This is a genomic window from Rhodovulum sp. PH10 (assembly GCF_000293785.1).
Classification (GTDB): domain Bacteria; phylum Pseudomonadota; class Alphaproteobacteria; order Rhizobiales; family Xanthobacteraceae; genus Rhodoplanes.
Genome location: NZ_AKZI01000008.1, coordinates 114,998 through 139,730 on the forward strand (window position 1 = coordinate 114,998; position 24,733 = coordinate 139,730).

19 protein-coding genes are annotated in these 24,733 nt (G+C 70.3%); 6 read left to right on the plus strand and 13 right to left on the minus strand.

Annotated elements, in window-relative coordinates; all coding sequences use genetic code 11:
* Window positions 1-43: 43 nt before the first annotated feature.
* From A33M_RS01680 to A33M_RS01695, 4 genes are all read right to left on the minus strand, one after another.
* Window positions 44-3,235, minus strand: a complete 3,192-nt coding sequence (locus A33M_RS01680) for an efflux RND transporter permease subunit (RefSeq protein WP_008382705.1) — start codon at window positions 3,233-3,235, stop codon at window positions 44-46.
* A gap of 4 nt (window positions 3,236-3,239) precedes the next feature.
* Complete coding sequence (locus tag A33M_RS01685) at window positions 3,240-4,361, minus strand: efflux RND transporter periplasmic adaptor subunit (RefSeq protein WP_052026800.1); 1,122 nt, start codon at window positions 4,359-4,361, stop codon at window positions 3,240-3,242.
* Window positions 4,362-4,710: 349 nt separating this feature from the next.
* Window positions 4,711-5,565 carry a polysaccharide deacetylase family protein gene (locus A33M_RS01690; protein ID WP_008382710.1) on the minus strand — a complete coding sequence of 285 codons (855 nt, stop codon included), beginning with the start codon at window positions 5,563-5,565 and terminating at the stop codon, window positions 4,711-4,713.
* Between the two features lie 32 nt (window positions 5,566-5,597).
* Window positions 5,598-6,407: an alpha/beta fold hydrolase gene (locus A33M_RS01695; protein WP_008382711.1), complete on the minus strand. Its 810-nt coding sequence runs from the start codon at window positions 6,405-6,407 to the stop codon at window positions 5,598-5,600.
* Between the two features lie 453 nt (window positions 6,408-6,860).
* On the opposite strand from A33M_RS01695, the gene A33M_RS01700 reads away from it, so the two are divergent.
* Window positions 6,861-8,723: a tetratricopeptide repeat protein gene (locus A33M_RS01700; protein ID WP_008382714.1), complete on the plus strand. Its 1,863-nt coding sequence runs from the start codon at window positions 6,861-6,863 to the stop codon at window positions 8,721-8,723.
* A 70-nt stretch (window positions 8,724-8,793) separates the two neighbouring features.
* Here A33M_RS01700 and A33M_RS01705 read toward each other — a convergent pair whose 3' ends face one another.
* The 3 genes from A33M_RS01705 to A33M_RS22025 all read right to left on the minus strand — a co-directional run bounded on the left by A33M_RS01705 (window position 8,794) and on the right by A33M_RS22025 (window position 12,780).
* Window positions 8,794-10,611, minus strand: a complete 1,818-nt coding sequence (locus A33M_RS01705) for an ATP-binding cassette domain-containing protein (protein WP_008382716.1) — start codon at window positions 10,609-10,611, stop codon at window positions 8,794-8,796.
* The gene (locus A33M_RS01710) at window positions 10,611-11,102 is read right to left on the minus strand and encodes a YaiI/YqxD family protein (RefSeq protein WP_040618915.1); all 492 of its coding nucleotides are present in this window, start codon (window positions 11,100-11,102) and stop codon (window positions 10,611-10,613) included. Before A33M_RS01710 ends, A33M_RS01705 begins: the two co-directional genes overlap by 1 nt.
* A gap of 370 nt (window positions 11,103-11,472) precedes the next feature.
* Complete coding sequence (locus A33M_RS22025) at window positions 11,473-12,780, minus strand: alpha/beta hydrolase (protein ID WP_157223286.1); 1,308 nt, start codon at window positions 12,778-12,780, stop codon at window positions 11,473-11,475.
* Window positions 12,781-13,252: 472 nt separating this feature from the next.
* Between A33M_RS22025 and A33M_RS01720 the strand changes: the two genes are divergently transcribed.
* The 4 genes from A33M_RS01720 (at window position 13,253) to A33M_RS01735 (ending at window position 18,927) form a co-directional block, all read left to right on the plus strand.
* Window positions 13,253-14,617, plus strand: coding sequence for an APC family permease (locus A33M_RS01720; protein WP_040618917.1), 1,365 nt, complete (start codon window positions 13,253-13,255; stop codon window positions 14,615-14,617).
* A gap of 10 nt (window positions 14,618-14,627) precedes the next feature.
* A complete protein-coding gene (locus A33M_RS01725) occupies window positions 14,628-15,740 on the plus strand; it encodes a hypothetical protein (protein WP_008382725.1) in 1,113 nt (370 codons plus the stop codon).
* 124 nt (window positions 15,741-15,864) lie between these two features.
* Window positions 15,865-17,031 carry a TadE/TadG family type IV pilus assembly protein gene (locus tag A33M_RS01730; RefSeq protein ID WP_008382727.1) on the plus strand — a complete coding sequence of 389 codons (1,167 nt, stop codon included), beginning with the start codon at window positions 15,865-15,867 and terminating at the stop codon, window positions 17,029-17,031.
* A gap of 129 nt (window positions 17,032-17,160) precedes the next feature.
* Window positions 17,161-18,927: a glucan ABC transporter ATP-binding protein/ permease gene (locus A33M_RS01735; RefSeq protein WP_008382728.1), complete on the plus strand. Its 1,767-nt coding sequence runs from the start codon at window positions 17,161-17,163 to the stop codon at window positions 18,925-18,927.
* Between the two features lie 22 nt (window positions 18,928-18,949).
* Here the strand turns inward: A33M_RS01735 and A33M_RS01740 are convergent, their stop codons facing one another.
* Window positions 18,950-19,540 (minus strand): cytochrome b, encoded by a 591-nt coding sequence (locus A33M_RS01740; protein ID WP_008382730.1) that lies wholly within the window; start codon window positions 19,538-19,540, stop codon window positions 18,950-18,952.
* Window positions 19,541-19,944: 404 nt separating this feature from the next.
* Here A33M_RS01740 and A33M_RS01745 point away from each other — a divergent pair, with 404 nt between their 5' ends.
* On the plus strand, window positions 19,945-20,739 hold the full coding sequence (locus A33M_RS01745) for a RibD family protein (protein ID WP_237718246.1): 795 nt from the start codon (window positions 19,945-19,947) through the stop codon (window positions 20,737-20,739).
* Here A33M_RS01745 and A33M_RS01750 read toward each other — a convergent pair.
* The 5 genes from A33M_RS01750 to A33M_RS01770 all read right to left on the minus strand — a co-directional run bounded on the left by A33M_RS01750 (window position 20,700) and on the right by A33M_RS01770 (window position 24,663).
* Entirely contained in the window at window positions 20,700-21,503 is an 804-nt protein-coding gene (locus tag A33M_RS01750; RefSeq protein WP_008382735.1) for a class I SAM-dependent methyltransferase, read from the minus strand. The genes A33M_RS01745 and A33M_RS01750 overlap by 40 nt on opposite strands.
* Window positions 21,500-22,573, minus strand: a complete 1,074-nt coding sequence (locus A33M_RS01755; RefSeq protein ID WP_008382737.1) for a glycosyltransferase family 4 protein — start codon at window positions 22,571-22,573, stop codon at window positions 21,500-21,502. The genes A33M_RS01750 and A33M_RS01755 overlap by 4 nt, the downstream gene beginning before the upstream one ends.
* Entirely contained in the window at window positions 22,570-22,968 is a 399-nt protein-coding gene (locus tag A33M_RS01760; protein ID WP_008382738.1) for a 6-pyruvoyl trahydropterin synthase family protein, read from the minus strand. The genes A33M_RS01755 and A33M_RS01760 overlap by 4 nt, the downstream gene beginning before the upstream one ends.
* Before the next feature lie 85 nt (window positions 22,969-23,053).
* Entirely contained in the window at window positions 23,054-23,626 is a 573-nt protein-coding gene (locus tag A33M_RS01765) for a c-type cytochrome (protein ID WP_008382740.1), read from the minus strand.
* Window positions 23,623-24,663 carry a zinc-dependent alcohol dehydrogenase gene (locus tag A33M_RS01770; RefSeq protein ID WP_237718247.1) on the minus strand — a complete coding sequence of 347 codons (1,041 nt, stop codon included), beginning with the start codon at window positions 24,661-24,663 and terminating at the stop codon, window positions 23,623-23,625. The genes A33M_RS01765 and A33M_RS01770 overlap by 4 nt, the downstream gene beginning before the upstream one ends.
* Window positions 24,664-24,733 lie beyond the last annotated feature (70 nt).

A 24,733-nucleotide genomic window follows, 5' to 3' on the forward strand; every position in this document is an offset into this window, starting at 1 on the left:
CGCGCGCCGCGGCGGCGCGCAGGCCTGTCGAACCTCATGGTCTTCACTCCGCCGGCGTCGCGCCGGAGGTCGTGCCGGGCGGCGTGCCGGACGGTTCCTTGGGCGTCTGGTCGTGCTTCGGCCGGGCGCCCGGCCGCACCTTTTCGCGGATCGCCTGGAACATCACGTAGAGCGGCGGGATCACGAAGATGCCGACCAGCGACGCCAGGATCATGCCGCCGAACACCGGGGTGCCGACGTCGCGCCGCGCGAGCTGCGAGGCGCCGGTCGCCACCACCAGCGGGTAGAGGCCGAGGATGAAGGCGAACGAGGTCATCATCACCGGCCGGAAGCGCAGGCGGGCGCCTTCGGTCGCGGCCTCGACCAGCGGCACGCCGCGCTCGCGTTGCTCCTTGGCGAACTCGACGATCAGGATGCCGTTCTTCGCCGCCAGCCCGATCAGCACCACCATGCCGATCTGGGCATAGAGGTCGAGCGTGAGCCCGCCGAGCACGATGCCGACGAACGAGCCGAACAGGCCGACCGTCACCGACAACAGCACCGGCACCGGGATGGTCCAGCTCTCGTACAGCGCCACCAGGAACAGGAAGGCGAACAGCACCGCGAAGCCGAGGATCATCGCGGTCTTGCCCTCCGCCCGCTTCTCCTGGAAGGCGGTGTCGGTCCACTCGCCGGCATAGCCGGCGGGCAGCGTCTTGGCGGCGACCGTCTCCATCGCGGCGAGCGCCTCGCCCGACGACACGCCGGCCGCAGGCTCCCCCTGGATGGTGACGGCGCGGCGGTTGTTGTAGCGGATCAGCGACGGCGAGCCGACCACCAGCGAGGCGTCGACCAGGCTGCGCAGCGGGATCATGTCGCCCGCCTTGTTGCGCACATTGATGCGGTAGATGTCGTCGACCCGCGCGCGGTCGCTCGCCTCGGCCTGCAGCTCGACCTTCCAGGTGCGGCCGAACAGGTTGAAGTCGTTGACATAGGCGCCGCCGAGCGTGCCCTGCAGCGCCTGGAACACGGCCGACAGCTCGACGCCGAGCACCTGCACCTTGTCGCGGTCGATGTCGAGGTGGATCGACGGGTTGGTGGCCGAGAAGGTGGAGAACACCCGCGACAGCTGCGGGTTCTGGTTGGCCTGGATCAGCAGGCCGCGCAGCACCTGGGCGAGCACCTTGGGGTCGCCCGCCTGGAGGTCCTCCAGCACATAGGTGAAGCCGCCGCCGGTGCCGAGGCCGATGATCGGCGGCGGCAGCATCGGCAGCACGGTGCCGCCCTCGATCTGACGGAATTTCTGGGCGAGCCGCGCCATCACCGCCTGCACCGACTGCGTGCGGTCGGTGCGCTCGTCGAACGGCTTCATGGTGACCACCATGAACGCGGCGTTCGACTGGGCGTAGTTGTCGATGAAGTTGAGGCCGACCACCGAGGTGAAGTCGTCGATCGCGCTCTCCTGGTGCATCGCCTCCTCGGCCTGGCGCACCACGTCGGTGGTGCGATTGAGCGAGGCGCCGCCGGGCAGCTGCACCACGACGAAGAAGCCGCCCTGGTCGTCGGACGGCAGGAAGCCGGTCGGCGTCGCCGCCATCATCCCCCAGGCGCCGGCGCCGGCCGCCGCCACCGCGACGATGCCGATCACCGAGATGCGCACCAGCCGGGCGACCACCTGGCCATAGGCGTCGCGCACCCGGTCTATCGCCCGCATGACGTACCCGATCGGCCCGTGGCGCGGCCCTTCGTGCCGCCGCAGCATCACCGCGCACAAGGCCGGCGACAGCGTCAGCGCGTTGATCGCCGACAGGAACATCGCCACCGCGACGGTGACGGCGAACTGGCGGAACAGCTCGCCCGAGATGCCGGGAATGAACGCCACCGGCACGAACACCGAGAGAAGCACCATCGTGATGGCGACGATCGGCGCGGTGATCTCGCGCATCGCCAGCTTGGTCGCTTCGGCGGGCGTCAAGTCGGGCCGCTCCTCCATCACCCGCTCGACGTTCTCCACCACCACGATCGCGTCGTCGACCACGATGCCGATCGCCAAGACCACCGCGAGCAGCGACACCGAGTTCGCCGAGTAGCCGATCGCGTTGAGCACGATGAAGGTGCCGATCAGGCTGACCGGCACCGCCACCGTCGGGATCACCGTGGCGCGCAGGCTGCCGAGGAACAGGAACACCACCAGCACTACCAGCACGAACGCCTCGATCAGCGTCTTCTGCACCTCGTGGATGGTCGCCTTGACGAAGGTGGTCGGGTCGTAGGTGACCTTCCAGGCGAGGTCCTCGGGGAACCGCGTCTGGAGCTCGGTCATCAGCTTGCGGACATTGTCGAGGGTGGTGATCGCGTTGGCGCCGGGTGCCTGGAACACGGCGATCGCCGCCGCCGGCTTGCCGTCGAGCCGGGTCGAGGTGTCCGAGGAGGCGGCGCCGAGCTCGACGCGGGCGACGTCGGCGAGCCGCAGCACCGAGCCGTCCGGGTTGGTGCGCACGACGATCTGCTCGAACTCCTTGGTGGAGGTGAGCCGCCCCTTGGTCTGGATGTTGAGCTGCAGCTGCTGGTCGTCGGAGATCGGCCGGGCGCCGATCCGGCCGGCGGCCGCCTGCACGTTCTGCGCCTGGATCGCCGAGATCACGTCGCCGGTGGTGAGGCCGAGGCCGGTCAAGCGGTCGGTCTGCACCCACACCCGCATCGAGTAGTCCTGCGGGCCCCACAGCGAGGCGTCGCCGACGCCGGGCGTGCTCTTGATCTGGTCGAGAATGTTGATGGTGACGTAGTTGGAGATGAACAGCGGGTCGTGGGTCTGCTTCGGTGACGACACCGCGATCACGCCGAGCATCGCCGACGACTTCTTCTTCACCGTCACGCCCTGGCGCTGCACGTCGCTCGGGAGCTTGGAGAGCGCCACCTGCACGCGGTTGTTGACGTTGACGGTGTTGATGTCGGGGTCGGTGCCGAGCTCGAACGAGACCAGCAGCGTGTAGCTGCCGTCGTCGCCCGACACGCTCTTCATGTAGATCGCCTTGTCGACGCCGACCACCTGCGCCTCGAGCGGCTGGGCGACGGTCGCCTCGACCACCGCCGCCGAGGCGCCGGGATAGTTGGTGGTCACCGACACCTGCGGCGGCACGATGTCGGGATACTGGGCGAACGGGATCGCCGACAGCGAGATCAGGCCGGCGATGGTGGTGACGATGGCGATGACGATCGCGAAGCGCGGCCGATCGACGAAGATCGAGGACAGCATCGGTTCAGCTCCGGCCGACCGTCGGGATCGGCGTCGCCCGCACCGCGGTGCCGGGCCGCAGGCTCTGCAGCCCCTGCACGACCACCAGCTCGCCGCCGGTGAGCCCGCTCTCCACCACCTGGTCGGTGCCGACGCCGGGGCCGACCTTCACGCGCCGCACCACCGCCTTGCCGTCCTCGACGACGAACACGTAGAGGCCCTGCTGATCGGCGATCAGCGCCGCCTGCGGCACCACCACCCGCTCCTCGGGCTGCACCGTCTCGAGCTTCACCCGCACCAGCTGGCCGTCGATCAGCGTGCCCTTCGGGTTGGCGATCACGGCGCGCACCAGCACGGTGTCGGTCGAGCGGCTCACGCTGACGTCGAGGAAGTCGAGCCGGCCCTTCTGGTCGTAGACGGTGTCGTCGGCGAGCCGGATCGTCACCGCGAGATCCTTGGCGCTCTTCTTGCCGCCCTTGGCGGCGGCCTCGAGCAGGTCGCGCTGGCTGACCGGGAAGGAGACGTACATCGGATCCTGGCTGACGATGGTGGTCAGCGGCGTCGTGCCGTCGGGGCCGACCACGTTGCCCTTGGTGATCGAGGTGCGGCCGATCTTGCCGTCGATCGGCGAGGTGATGTCGGTGTAGCCGAGATTGATCTTGGCGGTGTCGAGGTCGGCCTTGGCGGTCAGCACGGCGCCCTGCGCCTGCTGCTCCTGGGCGACCGCCTGGTCGCGGGCGACCACCGTGCCGGCGTTCTTGTCGACGAGGTCCTGGGCGCGCTGGCGCTGCAGCGTGGCGAGCGTCAGCGCCGCCTCGGCGCGGTCGAGCGCGCCCTGCGCCTGCTCGACGGCGGCCTGGAACAGCCCCTTCTCGATCGTGTAGAGCGAGGCGCCGGTCTTGATCCGGTCGCCTTCGGTGAAGTTGACCGCCTCGAGATAGCCCTTCACCCGGGCGCGCACCTCGACCCGCTCGATCGCGTCGATGCGGCCGACGAAATCGGCGCCGTGGGTGACCGGCTTCGTCTCCGCCTTGACCACCCCGACCGGCACGGTCTGGCCGGCCTGCGGCTGCTGCGCGGCGGCCGGCTGCGCGCCGACCCAGAGCATCAGACCGAGCGCGAATGAAAGTTTCAGCGGCAACCGCATCTCGTCCCCCAGACGTCCGTCACCATGTCGTCGCGCCGGCGGCAGCCGCCGGCCGGCACCGTTCCATACGATCGCATCGGTCGATGATTCGTTAGCGACGGGCCGGCGAGATGCCATCACGCGCCGTGCGGGGGGACAAGACCAATCTTTTCACGGAGCAGCACTTTGCGCCGCGGTCGGCGCGAGCCGGCCGCGGGGATCGGGTCGAGGAATACGCCGATCGGGTCGACGGATGCGAATGTGTCGGACCGACTCGCACCCGTCGCCGCCATTGTCGTCGCAGCGGTGTCTTCATCGCCATCGTCTTCACCGCCGTCGCCGACGGCGGCGTCACCGACGACGTGCCGGCTCAGGCCGGCTCGGCCTGCATCATCGCGCCGAACAAACGCTCGCGCGCCTCGCGGGCGGCGGTCTCCATGGTGGCGAACACCGCGCCGTCCGCCAACAGGTCGTCGATCAGCCCGTCGAGCGCGCGCAGCATGGCGCCGCGGCCGCTGGCGCCGGCATGCAGCGTGTAGGTGACGACGCCCCAGCTGGTGACGTCGCGCATGGCGAGGAACTCGTCGCGCCAGGCGGCGGCGAGCAGCGCCGGCAGCGGGCCGCCGGGGGCGGCGCCGTCGCGATAGGGGTCGGCGCCGTCCGGCTGATCGATCCGGGTCGGGGCGATCGGCATCTCGACGATGTCGGTCTCGGCACCGGCGGCATAGGGCAAGCCGGGCAGCGCGGTGCCGGCGGCGGCCAGCGGATAGGGCCACACGTCGCCGCCCATCAGCGAGGAGTCGTAGACGATGCCGTACGACTCGAGCAGCATGATCGTGTGATCGCGCAAGTCCCAGCCGGGCGCGCGAAAGCCGTGCGGGCTCGCCCCGGTGAGAGCGCGGATCGCGTCCTCGGCGCGCACGAAGTCGGCCTCCTCCTCCGACCGGGTCTGCTGCAGCGGCGGTACGTGCGCCCAGCCGTGATGGCCGATCTCGTGGCCGCAGGCGACGATCCGCTCGCACGCCTTCGGGTGGCTCGCCAGCGTGACGCCGGGCACGAACCAGGTGGCCGGCACGGCGTGACTGGTCAGGAGATCGAGCAGGCGGCCGGCGCCGACGGCGTCGTAGGCGCCGCGGGCGAGCGGCCCGGCGGACGTCTCGCCGCGGGCGATGTAGGGCGCTTCGGCGTCGAGCTCGATGGACAGGCAGACGATGTGACGCGACACGGGCAAATCCTCCGGTTTTGCGCCGCGTCCCTCTATGTCGACGGGGAGTTCTCGGCGCTCCGCAGGAAGGGTAGCACGATGCCGAGGAAATCGGAGCCCGCCGTCTGCGAGCATGCGTGACCACCGTACGGCAGAATTCTCAGTTTCGCGCCGGGAATGCCGCGCGCGATCTCCTCGGAGAGATGCGGCGGCGTGAGCATGTCGTCGGCGGCGCAGACCACCAGCGTCGGCACGCCGATCGCCTTCAGGCGATCACGGCGGTCGAACGCGACGATCATGTCGATGCGTGCCGCGGTCACCTCGGCCGGCGGGGCGTCAGCGGTGCCGGCGGCGACGATCGCCGCGACTTTTTCCGGGTTCTCGGCGTTCCACCGCGGCGGATAGAGAAACAGCGGCCCGGCCTCGGCATAGGCATCGACGCCGAGCTCCAGAAGCGCGCGCTTGCGCACCCGGAAGCAGTGGGCGAAATGCGGGTCCGGTCCCGCCCAGCCGCCGAACAGCACCAGCCGCGACATCCGCTCCGGCGTCTCGGCGCCGAGAATTTGGCCGACCGCGGCGCCGGTCGAATGGCCGAGCAGGCGATAGACCGGAAAGCCGAGATGCGTCATCAGCGCATCGACGTCGACCGCCAACGCCTCGACCGTGTGATGCGTGCGCCGCGAGCGCGAGCGGCCGGTGCCCATGTGGTCGTGAGTGACCACCGTGAAATGCTCGGCGAGCGCCGGCACCAGATTCGACCAGAACGCGCCGGCGCCCGACAGGCCCGACACCAGAGCGAGCGGCGGACCGCTGCCGGTCACCTCGTAGGGGAGATCGCCATCGGGACGTTCGAGCATCGGCATGGAACACATCCTCGTGAGCGCGACGTGAACACGGCCGCCGTGGGCGCGTTCGGTCGGCTGCAACGGTACCAAGCTTCGACACGGTTACCATGGCTTGGAAGGCCGAGCAGGGGCGATCGGAGGGAATTCGCGACCGCTGCTCCGCCATGTGACGCGCGAATCGCTCGCGCTCACATGTACGCCATCCGACCTTCGTCATTTCTCGAGAGATCGCGCGGTCAACTGACGGTCAGCAGGGAGAAACACGGATCCGGAGTATTCCCGATCACGAGACGTCGGCAATTCATTACCTGATTGTGAACCTATAGTTGTGGGTTCGTAGTTGCAACAATACCAAATCACGCCGCGTTATGTCTGCATGACGACGAATGTATCGGTCGTGTTCGGCCGTACGCGCGTAGAGTTGGCGGAATGTGACAGAAGAGACTAATAACCAACAAAGGCGGTCTAGCCGTGCCGATCTGCAACGAAACCAACGAGAACGACCGGCCGTCGGATCACGAGATTCGGGAGGCGCTCGGTCGCGTCTTGAAGAGTCCGCGGTTTCGAGACTCCCCGCAGATTTCGTCGTTCCTGCGTTACGTCGTCGAGACGACGCTCGCCGGCAAGGCGGAGCTGATCAAGGGCTACACCATCGCGGTGGAGGCGCTGGGCCGCGACGAGAGCTTCGATCCCAACAGCCAGTCGATCGTCCGCACCGAGGCGGCGCGGCTGCGCAACGAGCTCGCCCGCTATTTCGAGGGGATCGGCCGGCAGGACCCGCTGCGCATCCTGTTGCCGCGCGGGCGCTACGTTCCCGAGTTCGTCTATCATCAGGAGACGGCTCCGGAGGAGCCGGCGCCGGCTGCCGTGCCGGCTCCGGCGTCGCTCGCCGCCGTGCCGCCGGGTGCGTCGCCGAGCGCCGCCGATCCGGCCGCGCCGATGCCGGGCGTTCTGCCGCCCGCGCCGACCACCGCCGAGCCGCAACCGGCGAGCCGTCCGCGGGCCCGCTCGGGCATGCTGCGCGGCGCGGTGCCGGCGCTGCTCGGGCTGGTCGTCGCGCTGTTCGGCTACGCCGCGTTCGACGCCTTCGTCCTGGAATCCTGGCTCGAGCCGGCCCGCGGGATGCGGCAGGCGGACGCCGCCGGCCTGTCCCGGCCGGTCGCCCCTCGCCACGGCGAGCCGCGCATCCTGGTGGAGTCGGTGGGCACGGCCCGAACGAATGTCAGCGCGGAGTTCGAGAACCGGTTGATCGACGTGCTGTCCCGCTTCGAGGAGATCGTGGTGGTGCTGCCACCGCCGGGAGGGGACGACGATCCGACCACCATTGCTGCGATCCCGACCGATTACGTCCTGTCGATCGCCGACGCCCGTGGTTCCGCCGGATCGCGCAGCCCGCTGCGCCTGCGGCTCACCGATGCGCGCAGTCGCGCGGTGCTGTGGCAGCGCGAATACGTTCCCGCCGCGGCCGGCGACGCGACGCCCGTGCGCGACCAGTTCATCCTGTCGGCGGTGACGATGCTGCTGCAGCCGTCCGGGATCGTCCCGGCGATCGAGCGCGGCCGGGTGCAGGCGGGCGAGCCGCGCCGGCCGTACCACTGCGCGCTCGATGCGATGCAGGCCAGCCGCTATTTCGACCGGGCGACGCGCGACAGCGCCCGGGAATGCCTCGAGAAGGCGGTGGCGGACGACCCGAGCTTCGGCTTCGGCTACGTCGCGCTCGCCCGCATGCATCTGCGCGGCTACATCTATGCCGGCAAGCCGGCGCCGGACGAGCTGGATCGCGCCCTCGACTATGCCCGCCGCGGCGTCGAGCTGGGGCCGACCAGCGCGCGGGCTCACTTCACGCTGATGCAGGTGCAGGTCGCCCGCGGCTTCGTCGACGACGCCACCATGCTCGGCGAGCGGGCGCTCGCCCTCAACCCGTTCGACATCCGTGTGCTGACGCGATACGGCAGCCATCTGGTGGGAAAGGGCGAGATCGCGCGGGGGCGGGCCTATCTCGAGCAGGCGCGACAGGCGAGCGCCGTGCTGCCGCTGCCGCTGGCGTGGTCGCTGTTTCTCGCCGCCTATCTGCAGGACGATCTCGACACCGCCGCCCTGTGCGCCGACCAGATGACGGACGACTTCGAGTACAATCTGGTCAGCCGTGCGCTGCTGGCCGGCGCCCGCAACCAGGCCGAGACCGCTCGGCGGATGATCGCCCGGCTGCACGCCAAGAACCCCGACTGGGCCGCCGACCCGCGCGGGCATCTGGCGCGGATCATCCCGTCCGAGGCGATCCTCGAGCGACTGTCGAAGGACTTGATGCGGCTGAACGCGCTGGCCTCGAACTGACGGCGCGGGCGAGGAACGGGGCACCAGCGAGGCGACGAGCGGCGACGAAGAGGCGACGGAGGAGGGGCGGTCAGCGCCCCTCGATCTCCTCGCGCAGAATCTCGAGCTCGAGCCAGCGCTCCTCGGCGGTCGCGAGCTCCGTCTCGGCGCTCGCAGCATCCGCCGAAATTTCGTCGAACGCCGCGCGGTCGCGCGAATAGAGCGACGGGTCGGCGAGCTTCTCGTGCAACGCCGCGATTTTCTTCTGCAGCTCGGCCATCCGCTTCGGCAGCGTCTCGAGCGCGTGCTTCTCGTTGAAGCCGAGCCGGCGCTTGGCCGCCTTCGGCTCCTGATCACGAACCGCCTTCGGCTCCGGTGGCTCGTCCTTGGTGGCCTTGCCGGCGGTCGAGCGAGAGAGATCCCGGCCGCGCTGGGCCAGCATGTCGGTATAGCCGCCGGCATATTCGGTCCAGCGGCCGTCGCCCTCCGGCACGATCACCGCATTGACGATGCGGTCGAGAAAGTCGCGGTCGTGGCTGATCAGCAGCACGGTGCCGGAATAGTCCGCAAGCGTCTCCTCGAGCACGTCGAGCGTGTCGAGGTCGAGATCGTTGGTCGGCTCGTCGAGGATCAACAGGTTCGAGGGCTTTGCCAGCGCCCGCGCCAGCATCAGCCGGCCGCGCTCGCCGCCCGACAGCGCGCCGACCGGCGTGCGGGCCTGCTCGGGGGCGAACAAAAAATCCTTCATGTAGCCGATCACGTGGCGCGGCTTGCCGCCGACCGTCACGCTGTCGCCGCGCCCGCCGGTCAGCGTCGCCGCGACGGTGGCGTTCGGATCGAGGCTTTCGCGGGTCTGCTCGAGGGTCGCGACCTCGAGATTGGTGCCGAGCTTCAGGCTTCCCTCGTCGGGCGCGAGCGTGCCGGTGAGGAGCGACAGGAGCGTCGTCTTGCCGGTGCCGTTGGGGCCGACGATGCCGATGCGGTCGCCTCGCCGCACGCGGGTGGAGAAGTCTTTCACGATCGGCCGGCCGTCGTACGCCTTGGACAGTCCGTCCGCCTCGATCACCAGCGCGCCGGAATTGTCCGCTTGCGCGGCGGTGAGCGCGACGCTGCCGGCGGCGCCGCGAAACTCGCGCCGCGCCCGGCGCAAATCCTCCAGCTCGCCGACCCGGCGCATGTTGCGCTTGCGGCGCGCGGTGACGCCGTAGCGCATCCAGTGCTCCTCGGCGACGATTTTTCGGTCGAGCTTGTGCTGCTCGCGCTCCTCCTCGGCGAGGATTTCGTCACGCCAGGTCTCGAAGGCGTCGAAGCCGCGCTCGATCCGCCGCAGCGTGCCGCGGTCGAGCCACACGGTGACGCGCGACAGGCCGGCGAGGAAGCGCCGGTCGTGGCTGATCATCACCATCGCCGCGCTCGAGCTTTTCAGCGTGTCCTCGAGCCATTCGATCACCGGCAGGTCGAGATGGTTGGTCGGCTCGTCGAGCAGCAGGATGTCGGGCTCGGGCGCCAGCGCGCGGGCGAGCGCGGCGCGGCGCGTCTCGCCGCCGGAGAGCGTCGCGGGGTCCTCCTCGCCGGTCAGTCCGAGCTGCTCCAGCAGAAAGCGCGCGCGGTGCGGGTCGTCGCCCGGGCCGAGCCCGGCCTCGACATAGGCGAGCGTGGTGGCGGCGCCGGAGAAATCGGGTTCTTGGGGGAGGTAACGGACGGTCGCGCCCGGCTGCACGAAGCGGCTGCCGTGGTCGGCCTCGATCTGGCCGGCGGCGATCTTCAGCAGCGTCGATTTGCCGGAGCCGTTGCGCCCGACCAGGCACACGCGCTCGCCGGCGCCGACGGTGAGCTCCACGCCGTCGAGCAGCGGCCGGCCGCCGAAGCCGAGGCCGATGTTTTTCAGCTGAAGGAGCGGCGGCGCCATCACACGCCCGCCCTGGTGCGCAGGGAGCGGCGCACCACCGTCTCGAGCGATTGGAGGAAGGCCGAGCGGTCGCGCGGCGCGAACGGTTTTGGGCCGGACGTCTCGTGGCCGGCCGAGCGCAGGTCGGTCATCAGGTCGCGCACCGCGCGGGCCATGCCGATCTCGGCCTCGGTCAGGATCTTTCCGGTCGGCGAGACCACGGTGGCGCCGGCCTTCACGCAGCGGTCGGCGAGCGGGATGTCGGCGGTGATCACCACGTCGCCCGGTCTCGCCCGTTCGGCGATCACGTCGTCGGCGGCGTCGAGGCCGGGACCGGCGGCGATCCGCTCGATCGACGGGTCCTGCGGCACGCGGATGAAGCCCGCCGCCACCACCGTCACCGGCACGCCGTGGCGGGCGGCGACACGAAACACCTCGTCCTTCACCGGGCAGGCGTCGGCGTCGACAAGAATGCGGATCGTTTCGGCAGGGGCGTCGGAAGGTTCGGTCATGGCGCCGCGATAGCGGGTTTTTGCAATGGGCGCCACCCGGCGGGGCAGGGGACGCGGCAGGGGACGCGGCTCGGCAGGACGTCGATATGCGAAGGGCTGCCCGCGAGGGCAGCCCTTCCATTGTCGAGCCGGGTCCGGCGAGGGACCTGGAACGCCGCCTCAGGCGACGCAAACCTCGGCAGAGGCGAGAATCCAGGTCGTGACCGCCGGCCGCGGCGAAAGACAATGAGACACTGGATCACCTCCTTTCGGTTGTTGACGATGGTTCGCATGTAGGTGCGCCGCGGCGAAATGGAAGGGCGCGGCAGCGGCGGCTTTCGCGGAGGTATTTTTGCGCCGTCTCGGCGGCCCGGCGGGGGCGGCGATACGCTCAGGGGCGGACCAGCGCGGCGGCGCTGCGATTGCCGGCGTTCGGCGCGCGGCGGGCCATCCGCACCAAAACGTCCTCGATCGGGTTGCGGGTCCAGGCGCGGGTCACGTAGTCGCGGTGGCGGATGCCCTCGCCGGTGGCGAGGAAGGCGACCGTGCCGGGCGTGAGCGGGCCGTCGAGCTCGCGCGCGACGCGGATGCCGCGGCTGCTCAGCATGCGGGCGAGCTCGTCGTCGCGCCGTTTTGTGTAATGGGTGTAGGCGCTGACGAAGAAGGCGTTGCGGTGCTTGCCGATCCAGGAGGCGAACTTGTCGAGCTCGCCATAGAGCGCGTCGAGCAGCAGCACGCCGCGGATGCGGTTGCCGAGCCCGCCGACATGCAGGCTCCAGGCGGTCGGGACATAGCCGCCGCTGTAGCCGACCACCACCACTGGCATGCGGGAAAAGAGCTTCTCGGTGTCGGGGTCGCCATAGAGGCGGGCGAGCCGGCCGGCGGACTCGTTCAGAAAGCGGGAAAACCCGCCGGGCTCCCAGAACTTTCCGGCGGAGGAATCGGCGGCGTCGACCGCGAGCTGGGGGGCGAGCAGCACGGCATTGACGCCGGATTCCGAAATCTGCTCCGGCACCAGCTGGCGGTCGCGCACGTCGCGGGAAAGCGTCGCGCCGTGGCCGTGGAAGAACACCACGATCACCCCCGGCCGGTGCGGATCGAAGCCGCGCGGGATGTGCATCAGCACGCGGTCGTCGCGATAGCGCGCGGCCTGCCAGCGCGAGCGCCCGCCGGTGCCCGAGCGTGGGTTGCGCCCGTCATAGGGGAAGGCCGAGTTGTCGAAGGCGATCAGCTCGGTGCGCGCCTTTTGCGGGGTGCCGAGATGGACGGCGGGATCGGGCGCGAGCGAGGCGGTGCGAACCGAGCCCGGCGGCAGCCCCTCGGTCGTCTCCGGAGAAGCGTCCGGCGCCTGCGTGCCCTTGCGGGGCGATGCAAAGAGGCTCGCGACAGGGAAGCGCTGCGCAAAAGGTGTCCCGTCGGCGGAGGCGACGCGGGCCGAGGGGCGGGCATGCGCCGCCAAACGGTCGGCCTTGGCGATGCCGCCGCCGCGGACCAGCCCGCGCGGCACCAGCCGGTCGGCTTTTTGCGAAAGCGTGGACGGAGATGCCGGGGCGTCGGAGGCCGAGGGGGGCGTGCTCTTGGCGCCGTCGGTGACGCAGCCCTGCACCGTCAGCAGGCCGAGCGCGGCCATTGTCGCGAGCGGGACCACCAGCCGGAGGATGCGGCGGCCGACCGGGCGCCGGCGTGGCGGCAGCCACACGCCGCCGCCCAGGCGTGCGGGCAGAAAATCCCCCTCGCCGTTCGAACCGGCTGTCGAGCAGGCCTGCGAGCCCATTCCCCACGCTGCTCCGATCGTGCATGCCGGCGCGATCTGCGCCGGGAGCGCGGAAAACCCTGTGACGTGTCGAGCCGATATTCCCCACTTGCGCGCGCAGTGAAGACATCGGAATGTGTCGTCTCGAGGGAGACGCGCCCATTTCGGTGCCGGTTCCGAGCCGGCCTCGGAACGGCCCGGTCTCGCCCGCTTCGTCCCCCGTCGCAGTCTGCCGGCAAAGCATTGTCCGATCCTTAACCCTAACGGGCCCATAAAAGAGACTTGCACGGCTCCCGGTGGATCGCGTTACAGTTCCGCTCGCAATGCGGTGCCGAGGAACCGTTAGAGGGGACCGTTCGCGGGGACCGTTCGGATGATCGCAGCGGAATCGGAAGGCCCGCCAGCCGGCGGGACGGAGGTGCCGCCGCGTCCGGACCGGCAGGCGGCACCCGGCAAGGCCACGGGCAAAAACACCGGGCGCGGCGTCTCGGCCGCCACCGCGACCGCCATCGTGGTGGCCGACATGGTCGGCGTCGGCGTTTTTACGAGCCTCGGCTTTCAGGTCGCGGACATCCCGTCGGCCTTCTCGATCCTGCTTCTGTGGCTGGTCGGCGGCTTCGTCGCGCTGTGCGGGGTGTTCTGCTACAGCGAGCTGGCGGCGATGTTCCCGCGCTCGAGCGGCGAGTACAATTATCTGCGCCGCGCGTTTCATCCTGCCCTCGGCTTCCTCGCCGGCTGGCTGTCGGCGACGGTGGGCTTCGCCGCACCGGTGGCGCTCGCGGCGATAGCGTTCGGCGAATACGCCCAGGCGGTGGCGCCCGGCGCCGTGCCGCCGCTGGTGCTGGGGCTCGGCCTCACCTGGATCGTGTCGCTGATCGCGCTGACCGGCCTGCGCAATTCGAGCCTCTTTCAGTCCGCCGGCACCATTCTGAAGGTCGCGCTGATCGTCGCCTTCATCGTCGCCGGCCTCGCCTTCGGCACGCCGCAAAACATCTCGTTCGCGCCGAGCATGGCCGATCTCTCTCACGTCACCGGCGCGCCGTTCGCGATCGGCCTCGTGTTCGTGATGTACGCCTATTCCGGCTGGAACGCCGCGACCTACATCGTCGGCGAGATGGACGATCCGCAGCGCAGCGTGCCGCGCTCGCTGCTCACCGGCACGCTGATCGTGATCGCGCTCTATGTCGCGCTCAACGCGCTGTTTCTCTACACCACGCCGATCGCGGCGATGGCCGGCCAGCTCGACGTCGCGGCGGTCGCCGGCACCCATATTTTCGGCGAGGCGGGCGGCCGGGTGGTCGGCGCGCTGATCTGTATCGGCCTCGTCTCATCGGTGAGCGCGATGATGTGGATCGGCCCGCGCGTCGCGATGGTGATGGGCGAGGATTTGCCGGCGCTGCGGTTCTTCTCGCGCACCTCGGCGGGCGGCGTGCCGGTCGCGGCGATCCTGTTTCAGCTCGCGATGTCCAACTTGATGCTGCTCACCCAGAGCTTCGAGGCGGTGCTCGACTTCATCCAGTTCTCGCTGATCGCCTGCTCGTTCATCGCCGTGGTCGGCGTGATCAAGCTGCGCATCACCCGGCCCGACCTGCCGCGGCCCTACAGGGCCTGGGGCTTTCCGGTGACGCCGATCGTGTTTCTCGCCGTCACCGGCTTCATGATGTACCACCTCGTCACCAGCCGGCCGACCCAGGCGCTGATCGGGATCCTGTTCATGGCCTCCGGGCTTCTCCTCTACGCGCTGTCGCGAACCCGGGCGCCGGTCCCGGCCACCTCCAACTGAGCGAGCGACCATGCCCGTCGTAAAAATGCTCGCCGCGGCGGCCGCGGCCCTGCTGCTTCTCGTCGCCGCGCCCGCCGTGCGGGCGGCCGACACCGCGAGCGCGAACGACACCGCTCGCGTGCTCGCCGGTCTCGCCCCGGACGCCGGCTCGCCGCTCGCCCCGCTGACGAAGACGGCCGCCTGGCAACAACACGCGAGAGCGTTCGATGCGGCGTTCGGGCGGCTCGAGCGGCGGCAGCTGGAAAAAATCCGGGCGTGGTCGAAGGCGCATCTGACCCGCCAAAAGCCGACGCTGTTCTACATGTTCAGCGGCCCGGACTTCCTCTATGCCGACGCCTTCTTTCCGAACGCGGAGACCTATGTTCTGAGCGGGCTCGAGCCGGTCGGTGCGGTGCCCGATCTGGCCGATCTGCCGCGCGGCACGCTCGGCGGCGAGCTGCGCCAGCTGCAAGGCTCGCTCGACTCGATCCTCGCCTACAGCTTCTTCGTCACCAAGAAGATGAAGACCAATCTCCGCGCCGGCCGGATCACCGGCACGCTGCCGGTGATTTACGTGTTTCTCGCCCGCACCGGGCACACGGTGCGCTCGGTCGAGCGGGTCGCGCTCGCGGCCGACGGCACGGTGCGCCCCGACGACGAGACGGTGCGGAAATCCGGCGCGCACGGCGTCAAGATCGTCTTCTCCGGGCCGGACCAGAAGCCGCGTACGCTCTTTTACTTCACCACCGATCTTTCCGACCGCAGCGTGGAGACGAGCGGCTTCCTCGCCTTCTGCCGCACGCTGGCGCCGGCCGACGGCTTCGTGAAGAGCGCGTCCTACCTGCTGCATTCCGGCTCGTTCTCGACGGTGCGGAAATTCCTGCTCGCAGAGACGGCGACCATGGTGCAGGACGATTCCGGCATCCCGCTCGCGCATTACGATGCCGGCACCTGGGAGCTCGCGCCGTTCGGCCGCTATCTCGGGCCGATCGCGCTGTTTCCCGGCCGCTATCAGGCGGGCTATGCGCGCTTGTTCCGCAAGAGCACGCCGATCGATTTCGGCATCGGCTATCGCTGGCGGCCGAACCAGTCCAACGTTCTGGTCGCGACCCGCAAGACGCCGGAGACCCGCGCGGAGAAATGAGAGCGGGCCGGCGGGGACGTTAGAAGGTTTTTTGATACCTCCATATTCGAGGGTCGCGGTAATCCTTTCTAGACCGGTCCGGCCTAGAACGTTTCGATCGAAGCAATCTCGAATTCGAGTCGAAATGTCCTTCTGGTCCGATACCCGCGGCAACATCGCGGTGATATTCGCGCTCGTCCTCGTCCCGGTCGTGCTGCTCGCCGGCGGGATGGTGGACTACACCCGGACCCAGAACGTCGAGGCGCGCCTCCAGGCGGCGCTCGACGCCGCCGTTCTCGCCGGCCTGGGGGCCGACGACGTCGCGGTCGCCAGAAGCGTGTTTTCCGCCAACCTGTCCGGCACCGAAGGCGCATTGTCGGGGCCCGACTTCACGCTCGGCTCCGACACGCTGACCGGCACCGCCGCGATCGCGGTGCCGACCGGCTTTCTCGGCATCGCCCGGATGGAGACGCTGACCGCGCGCGCCACGGCGACCGCGAAGAAATCCTCCTCGACCGTGTGCGTGCTGCTGGTCGAGCCGACCGGCTCGCAGCCGCTGCTGGTCAATGGCGGTGCCGTGCTGAACGCGCCGGACTGCGAGGTGCACGTCCGCTCGACCGGCTCGCCGGCGGCGATCTTCAATGCCGGCACCACCTTCACCACCAAGAAGACCTGCCTCGCCGGCTCGACGCCGATCTACAACTCGACCACCGTCGCCAATGTCGAGACGCGCTGCTCGGCCGCGACCGATCCGTTCGCCGGCGCGCTGCCGGTGCCGGAAAGCACCTCGTGCACCGCGAGCAACGGCAATTTCAACGGCGGCTCGGTGTCGCTGTCGCCGGGGGTCTATTGCGGCTGGTTCAACTTCAACGGGGCGCCGACCGTGACGCTCGCGCCCGGCCTCTACGTGATCAAGAACGGCGGCTGGAACGTCAATGGTGGCCGCTGGACCGGCACCGGCGTGACCTTCTATTTCGCCGACACCTCGAAGATCCAGTTCAACAGCGGCATCTCGGCGACGTTGAAGGCGCCGACCAGCGGCACCTATTCCGGCATCCTGATGTACGAGCCGCCGGGCCTGTCGCGCTCGCAGTTCGTGTTCAACGATTCCGTCGCCAACGAGCTCGAAGGGCTGATCTATCTGCCGAGCCGCGACGTCACCTTCAACGCCAAGTCGAACCTCGCGACCGACAAGGCGACGCTGGTGTTCAGGACGCTCATTCTCGACCAGACCCGCTGGAATCTCGCGCCGGCCGCGAGCCGCACGATCGGCGGCGCCGGGGGCGGCGGCTCCGTCCGGCTGGTGAGATAGCGCCGCGCTGCGGCCGCCCGGCGCGCCGTCGCGCGCCCCACCGCCGCACCCCCCACCGCCGCACGGCGGCCGTGTTTCCTGTCGATGCTGCGGCCCGGTACGCCTCGCCGGACTCCGCACGGGAACCAGATGTCGGTCGTTCGTCTCTATCTGCGTGCGCTGTCGCTCCTGTCGCGCGAGAAGCGGCTGGCGCGGTTGCTCGCCCTCGCCAATCTGGTGCTCGCGGCAGCGGCCTTCGCCGAGCCGGTGCTGTTCGGCCGGGTGATCGACACGCTGGCGGGTGCGCAGGCGGCGGCCGGGCCGTTCCCGTTCGCGCGGCTCGGCTGGCTGCTCGCCGCCTGGGTCGCGTTCGGCCTGTTCTCCATCGTCGCCGGCACGCTGGTCGCGCTCAATGCCGACCGGCTCGCGCACCGCCAGCGCCAGGCGGTGCTGACCGACGCCTTCGAGCATCTGCTCGACCTGCCGCTCGCCTTTCACGGCGCCACCCATTCCGGCCGGCTCCTGAAGGTGATGCTCGCCGGCACCGATGCGCTGTGGGGCATCTGGCTCGCCTTCTTCCGCGACAATCTCGCCTCGATCGCCTCGTTCTTCGTGCTCTTGCCGATCGCGCTGGTGATGAACTGGCGGCTCGCCTCGCTGCTGGTGCTGCTGGCGGTCGCCTTCACGCTGCTCACCGCCTTCGTGATGCGGCGCACCGAGCAGCTTCAGAGCAAGGTCGAGTCGAACTATTCGGAGCTCGCCGCGCGCGCCTCCGACACGCTCGGCAACATCGCGCTGGTGCACTCCTTCGCCCGCGTCGACGCCGAGGTGGGGAGCCTGCGGGCGATGATCGAGACGCTGCTCGCGGCGCAGATCCCGGTGCTGTGGTGGTGGGCGCTGGTCGCCGTCCTCACCCGCGCGGCGACCACGCTGACGCTGCTCGCGATCGTCGTCTACGGCACGGTGCTGCATCTCGCGGGGCTCGCCTCGATCGGCGAGATCGTCACCTTCATGGGCTTTGCCGGCCTGCTGATCGCCCGCCTGCAGGACGCCGTGTGGTTCGTCACCCGCGTGTTCGCCGAGGCGCCGCGGCTCGCCGAGCTCTACGCGCTGCTCGACGCCGAGCCGGCGATCCGTGACGCGCCGGGCGCGATCGATCCCGGCCGCCTGACAGGCGCGGTCGTGTTCGACCGCGTCTCCTTCTCCCACGACGGCACCCGCCCGGCGGTCACCGACCTCACGCTCTCCGTCGCGCCCGGCCGCTGCGTCGCGCTGGTCGGCGCGACCGGGGCAGGAAAATCGACCGCGCTCGCGCTGCTGCACCGCGCCTTCGATCCGGATTCCGGCACCATCACCATCGACGGCATCGACATCCGCACGATGACGCTGGCGGGGCTGCGGCGAAACATCGGCGTCGTGTTTCAGGAAGGGCTCTTGTTCGACCGCTCGATCGCCGACAATCTGCGGGTCGGCAAGCCGGACGCGACCGAGGCCGAGCTGCGGCTCGCCGCCGAGCGGGCGCAGGCGCTCGATTTCATCGACAGAACGCCGGGCGGCTTCGCGGCGCGGGTCGGCGAGCGCGGCCGCCTCTTGTCGGGCGGCGAGCGGCAGCGGCTGGCGATCGCCCGCGTGCTCCTCAAGGCGCCGCCGGTGCTGATCCTCGACGAGCCGACCTCGGCGCTCGACGCCGCGACCGAGGCCAAGCTGATGGCGGCGCTCGACGAGGCGATGCGCGGGCGCACCACCTTCGTGATCGCCCACCGGCTGGCGACCGTTCGCCGCGCCGACGAGATCCTGGTCCTCGACCACGGGCGGGTGGTCGAGCGCGGCTCGTTCGATGCGCTGATGGCGGCGGACGGCCGGTTCGCCGCGCTCGCCCGCGAGCAGCTTCTGGCGCCGAGCCCGACCCCCGCCTGACCATGCGCCCGGCGAGGATCGGTCAGCCGCGCAGCATCCGCATCAGTGTCGCGTCGTGGCGGCCGAAATGGTGGTGCAGCGCGGCGGCGACGTGCAGCACGATCAGCGCGCCGAGCAAGAGGCCGATCAGCCCGTGCAGCTCGAACAGCGTGTGGGACAACTCCTTGTTCTGCGGCCACGCGGGCGGCAGCTCGAACAGCCAGAAGAACGCCACCGGCGCGCCATAGGCCGAGGTCGCGACCCAGCCGACCAGCGGCTGCAGGATCAGGAGCGCATAGAGCGCGTAGTGGTTGGCGTGCGCGGCCGAGCGCTGCCAGCCCGGCACGTCGGCGGGCAGCGGCGGCGGCGGATTGATCTGGCGATACACGAACCGCGCCACCACCAGCAGCAGGACCAGAATGCCGAACGAGCGGTGCAGGTCGAACGCCGTGTTCTGGATCGGCCCGCGCGGCAGGCTCTCCAGCAGGAATCCCATCGGGATCATGGTGATCACGATCGCCGCCGTCACCCAGTGCAGGGTGCGGGCGGTGAGCGTGTAGCCCGGCAGCGCGCGCCCGTCGCGCGTGTCCGTGTCTGCGTCCCGTTCCCGCGCGCGCGTGTCGAGCGTCGCCATGCCGACCTCCTGCTGCCGATCGTGGTGTGAGGCACCGGCCGGGCGCCGGTGCCTCGCTCATCGTGCCTCGCTCACCGTGGCTCGCTACCGGTGCGGCGAGGGAACGCGCGAGCATGGCGATCGTTGCGCCCGCAATCGCGGCGTGTGTACGGAAGCGTGCGACTCGGCCGGGTGGAACCCGGCACCGTCTCGCCGGTTGTCGCTCGACACCATCCCGGCCGGTTCTCGCCGGCGTCTGTTCGGGGCGACGCCCGGTATGGGCGCGCCCGTAGGGGGCGAGCGTGCTCGGATCGCAATCCCGACCATTTTTGGCCGCGCGTCGCCGGCTCGTGTCGGTCGACGAGGCGTGGACCGATCGCGGAAGGGATGACCCGGTCGTCGATGCCCCTGTCGCCGATGCGCCGGTGGTGGATCCGCCGGTCGACGACTGGGCCCACGAGTGGGACGCCGTGCCGCAGGCGATCCGCACCGGCGGCCGGCTGCCGCCCGCCTTCGAGGCGGTGTTCGACCCCCTGCGTCACGGTCTCGTCGACGATCTTCTGGTGGTCGGCCAGCTCGGCCAGTCGCTCGACGGGCGGATCGCCACCGCCGGCGGCCGGCTCGAGACGATCAACGGCCCGGAAGGCCTCACCCATCTGCACCGGCTGCGGGCGGTGGTCGATGCCGTGGTGGTCGGCGTCGGCACGGCCTTGTGCGACGACCCCCGGCTGACCGTGCGGCGCGTGTCCGGCCAAAACCCGGCCCGCGTGGTGATCGACCCGCACGGCAAGCTGCCGGCGGACGCCACCCTGCTCGCCGACGACGGTACCCGCCGCCTCGTCGTCACCGCCCAAACCACCCGTCCCGATCTTCCCGACGGCGTCGAGCGTTTGCCGCTGCCCGCCGGAAACGGGCGGCTGGAGCCGGCCGCAATCCTTCGTGCGCTGGCGGCAAAAGGATTTCGGCGGGTGCTGATCGAGGGCGGAGCCGACACGCTGTCGCGCTTTCTCGCCGCCGGCTGCCTCGATCGCCTGCACGTGGTGGTCGCGCCGGTGATCCTCGGCTCGGGCCGGGCCGGCTGCACGCTGCCGCCGATCCCCGATGCCGACGAGGCGCTGCGCCCGCGCACGCGGGTGCATCCTCTGGGAGACGAGGTCTTGTTCGACTGCGACCTCGCGGCTCAGCGCCGGACGGTCGGGCGGGCGAAGAAGTCGGTGTGACCGATCCGCAGCAGGCCGAGCCCGTCGTCGAGCCAAGCGAGCCGGCGCGATTCCCAGGCGTCGATGGTGGTCTCCGGAATGCCGACCAGCTCGCGCGCCGCGCCGGCGAGCCCGGCGATCAGCTCGGCATGGATCGCCGCACTCGCCTCGACCGCCCAGTCGGCCGGGCCGATCGTCACCTCGTAGCCGAGCCGCCGAAACAGCGTCACCGCCTGCGCCGCCGCCTCCGGGCCGAGTGCGCCGCCAAAACCCTTGTCGAGCGTCTGGTGGCGGTTGAAGGCCGACACCATCGCCCGGTCCGCCTCGTCCCACGGCTCGAGCTCGACCCGGCCGTCATAGGAGAGCGTCGCGTAGAAGGGCAAATTGCGCACCGCGAGCTCGGTCACCAGCCGATCGAGCCAGCGCTCCGAGACGAGATCGAGAAAGCCCGAGGTGACCACCAGATCGACCGGCCCGTCGAGCGCCGCCTCGAGGTCGCGGTCGAGATCGAGCGGCATCGGGGAGATGCGGACGTCGCGGTCGGCGGGGGCGCTCGCGCGGGCGAGCAGGCCGAGATCGTTGTCGACCAGCCGCCAGTGCTGATGCATCGGCAGCACGTCGTGAATCGCCCGCATCATCGCGCCGGTGCCGCAGGCGATGTCGACCACCGAGATGGCGGCATCGGACCGAAACGTCTCCGCCACCACCTTCAGCACGTCGGGGTCGCGGGCGAGGCGATCGTGCGGCTCGCGCCGCTGCAGCCAGCCGGCGGAGAACATCGTCACGAGCGCGCCTCGTCGGTTGCGGAACGGACGGCCGCGAGGATTCGTTCGGCGGTCTCGTCCCAGGTCGGCCGTGTCGCCGCACCGGCGAGGGCCGCGGCCGCACAGCGCGACCGCATGTCGTGGTCGGTGATCAGCCGGTGGAGCGCCGCGGAGAGACCCTTCACGTCGTCCGGCGCGACCAGGAGGCCGGCGCCCGGTGGAATGGTCTCGGGCGTCGCCCCTCCCGTCGTGCCGATCATCGCCAGACCGTAGCTCGCCGCCTCGGAAAACACCATGCCGTATCCCTCGTATCGCGAGGGCAGAACGAACAGATCGGCGGCGCCATAGAGGCACGCCAGCCGCTCCACCGTCACCGCGCCGGCCCGCACGATGCGCGTTTCGAGCCCCGTTTCGTTGATCTGTGCAAAAAGCCGCGCGGCAAAAACCGCGTCGCGATCGAGCGCGCCGGCGATCGTCAGCCGCCAGGGCAGGTGTTTCAGGCCCGCGAGCGCCGCCACCAGCACGTCGTATCCCTTGCGGGGAATCACCGCGCCGACCGCGAGCAATTCCAATTCGTCCGGGGTGCCCTGCCGTGGCGGCGTGGCCGCGTCCGGGCGCCGGTCGAGGCCGGGCGGCGCCACGGTGATTCGTTCGCGCGGCACCGCGTAGTCGGCGGCGAGCAGGCGGGCCGTCGTCTCGCTGGTGACGATCACCCGGTGGACCGCCGCGAGCGCCGCCCGCTCGCTCCGCCGGTACTTTGCGGCGGCCTCCGGCGCGAGGCCGCTCTCGCAGGCGAGCGGGTGATGCACCAGCGCGACCACCGGCCGGTCGTGGCAGACGGTCGCGATCTCCGGCAGCACGCCGCAGGCGAGCCCGTCGACCACCACCGGCACGCCCGCCGGCAAGTTTTTCAAGCCTTCGAGCGCAGTGCTTCGCTGCAAATCGGTCGGAGAGGGAAAGCCGGTGCCGAGATCCAGCACGTCGACCGCGATGTCGTGCCGAAAAATCTCCGCCGCCACACGGCGATCGTAGGCGTAGCCGCCGGTCGGGGTGTCGAGCGAGCCCGGCACGGCGAGCACCAGCCGCCTCACGGCGGCGCCTCGTACCAGGCGCGGGCGACGTGCGATTCCGACAGCGTCACGCGGATCGCCGCGATCTCGCTCGCGGCGCGGCCGAGCGCGCCGGCGCGCGCCGCCTCGGCGAGCCGGTCGTGGATGTGCTTCGCCAAGAACTCGGTGGTGGTGTTGACGCCCAAAAAGTCGGGCAGGTCGTCGAGATTGCGATAGGCGAGGGGGGCGAGGGCGCCCTCGAGCACGTCGCCGGCCCGGCCGATATCGACCACCAGCCCGTGCGGATCGAGCGTTTCCGTCATGAAGGCGGCGTCGACCAGGAAGGTCGCGCCGTGCAGCGCCTGGGCGGGGCCGAACACGGCACCGCGGAAGGAGTGGGCGATCATCACGTGGCGGCGGACTTCGAGGGCGAACAAAGAAAGCCTCCCATCGGCCGCAGCGACCGGCGGCCTGCGCCGCAGCATACGCCCGGCACGCGGCGGGCGGGAGCCGGCCGGCGCGTCAGTGGGCGGCGCTCCGGTCGGTGCTCTGGTCGTCGCGGCGCGGCGGCAGGCCTGCCTGGACATAGGCCACGACCGCCTGGATCTCGTCCTTCGACAGCGCATCGTGGAAGGCCGGCATGGCGCTGCCGAATTTTTCGCCGCCCTCGGCAATCGTCCAATAGAGATAGCCGTCGGAGGCCATCATCGGCATCTGCGCGATCGCGGCGAGGTTTCCCGGCGGCGGCGACAAGTCCTTGCCGGCCGGGCCGTCGCCCTCGCCGCGCGGGCCGTGGCAGGATTCGCAGTTTTCGGCATAGACGGCAGCGCCGCGGTCGAGCGTCGCCGGGGTGCGCGGCGCTGGAACGCGCATCGCGTCGTAAGGGGCGGGCACGCCGGACGTCATGACGTACCGGTGCCGCGCGATGCTGCCGCCGGACCCCATCATCCCGTTTCCCATCATGCCCCGGCCCATCATGCCGCCGCCCATCATCCCGCCACCCGTCATGCCTTGCCCAAAGACGCCGCCGCCGCGGGCGAGCATCAGGACGGTCGCAGCGCCGAGAACGACGGCAACGGATACGACGACGGTCACGATGGCTTTTCCCACGACTCCTCCTGTCCGATCGGTTCGAGGTTTTGCGGGTGATAGTCGATCACCTGGCACAGCACGTCGCTCTGCGGGGCGAGGATCGTGCCGATCTCCTTCGGCAACGCAGCAAACGGCAGGTTGGATGCGAGCAGGACGTCGAGCCGCGCGTCGGCGAGCAGATCGAGCGCTGCCGCGAGCCGCCGCCGCGGCGTCCAGCGGGGGCGGTGCGACGGGGCGACGCGCCCGACCTGGCTCGACAGGAGCCGCAGGCGTTTTGCATGGAACGCGCCGCCGAGCGGCGCCGCGACGGTGCCTTCGCCGTGCCAGCTCGCCTCGAGGATGGTCGCCTCCTCGCCGGCGAGCCGGAGGGCGGTGGCGAGACCGGCGGCCGAGGCGCTCGCATGCATCACGAGGTCGCAGTCTTCCGGCGCATCGTCGGGCAGGGCGAAGCCGACCCCGAGAGCTTCGGCGATTTTCGCACGCGCCGGCAAGAGGTCGACCAGCGTCACCTCGGCGCCGGCGAGCGAGCCGCACAGGCAGGCGATCAGGCAGCCGATCACCCCGCCGCCGACCACCGCGATCCGGTCGGCCGGGGCGGGGGCGGCGTCCCACACGGCGTTCAGCGCGGTCTCCATGTTGGCGGCGAGCACCGCGCGGCGCGTGGGTACGCCCTCCGGCACCGGCAGCACCGCCTCGGCAGGCAGGGTGCAAGCCGTCTGGTGCGGATGGAGCGCAAAGACGGTGCGGCCGAGAAGGTCGGGCGAGCCCGCGCGCACCGTGCCGACCAGTGCGTAGCCGTATTTCACCGGGAACGGAAAGTCGCCACCCATGAAGGGCGCCCGCATGCGGGTGCGCTCGCTTTCGGGCACCCGGCCGGAAAACACCAGCCGCTCGGTGCCGCGGCTGAGGGCAGTGTAGCGGGTCTGCACCAGAACCTCGCCCGCGCCGGGAGCGCGGACCGGCTCGTCGCGGATCTCGCCGCGGCCGGGCGCGACATACCACAGGGCGCTCGCCTGCCGGCCCACGTCGGAGGGTTCCACGGGATTGTTCCTTGCTGGCCGGGTTTCTCGTCGGGGCTTGGAGCGGGCGCTCGCCCTCCCGATATAGGAC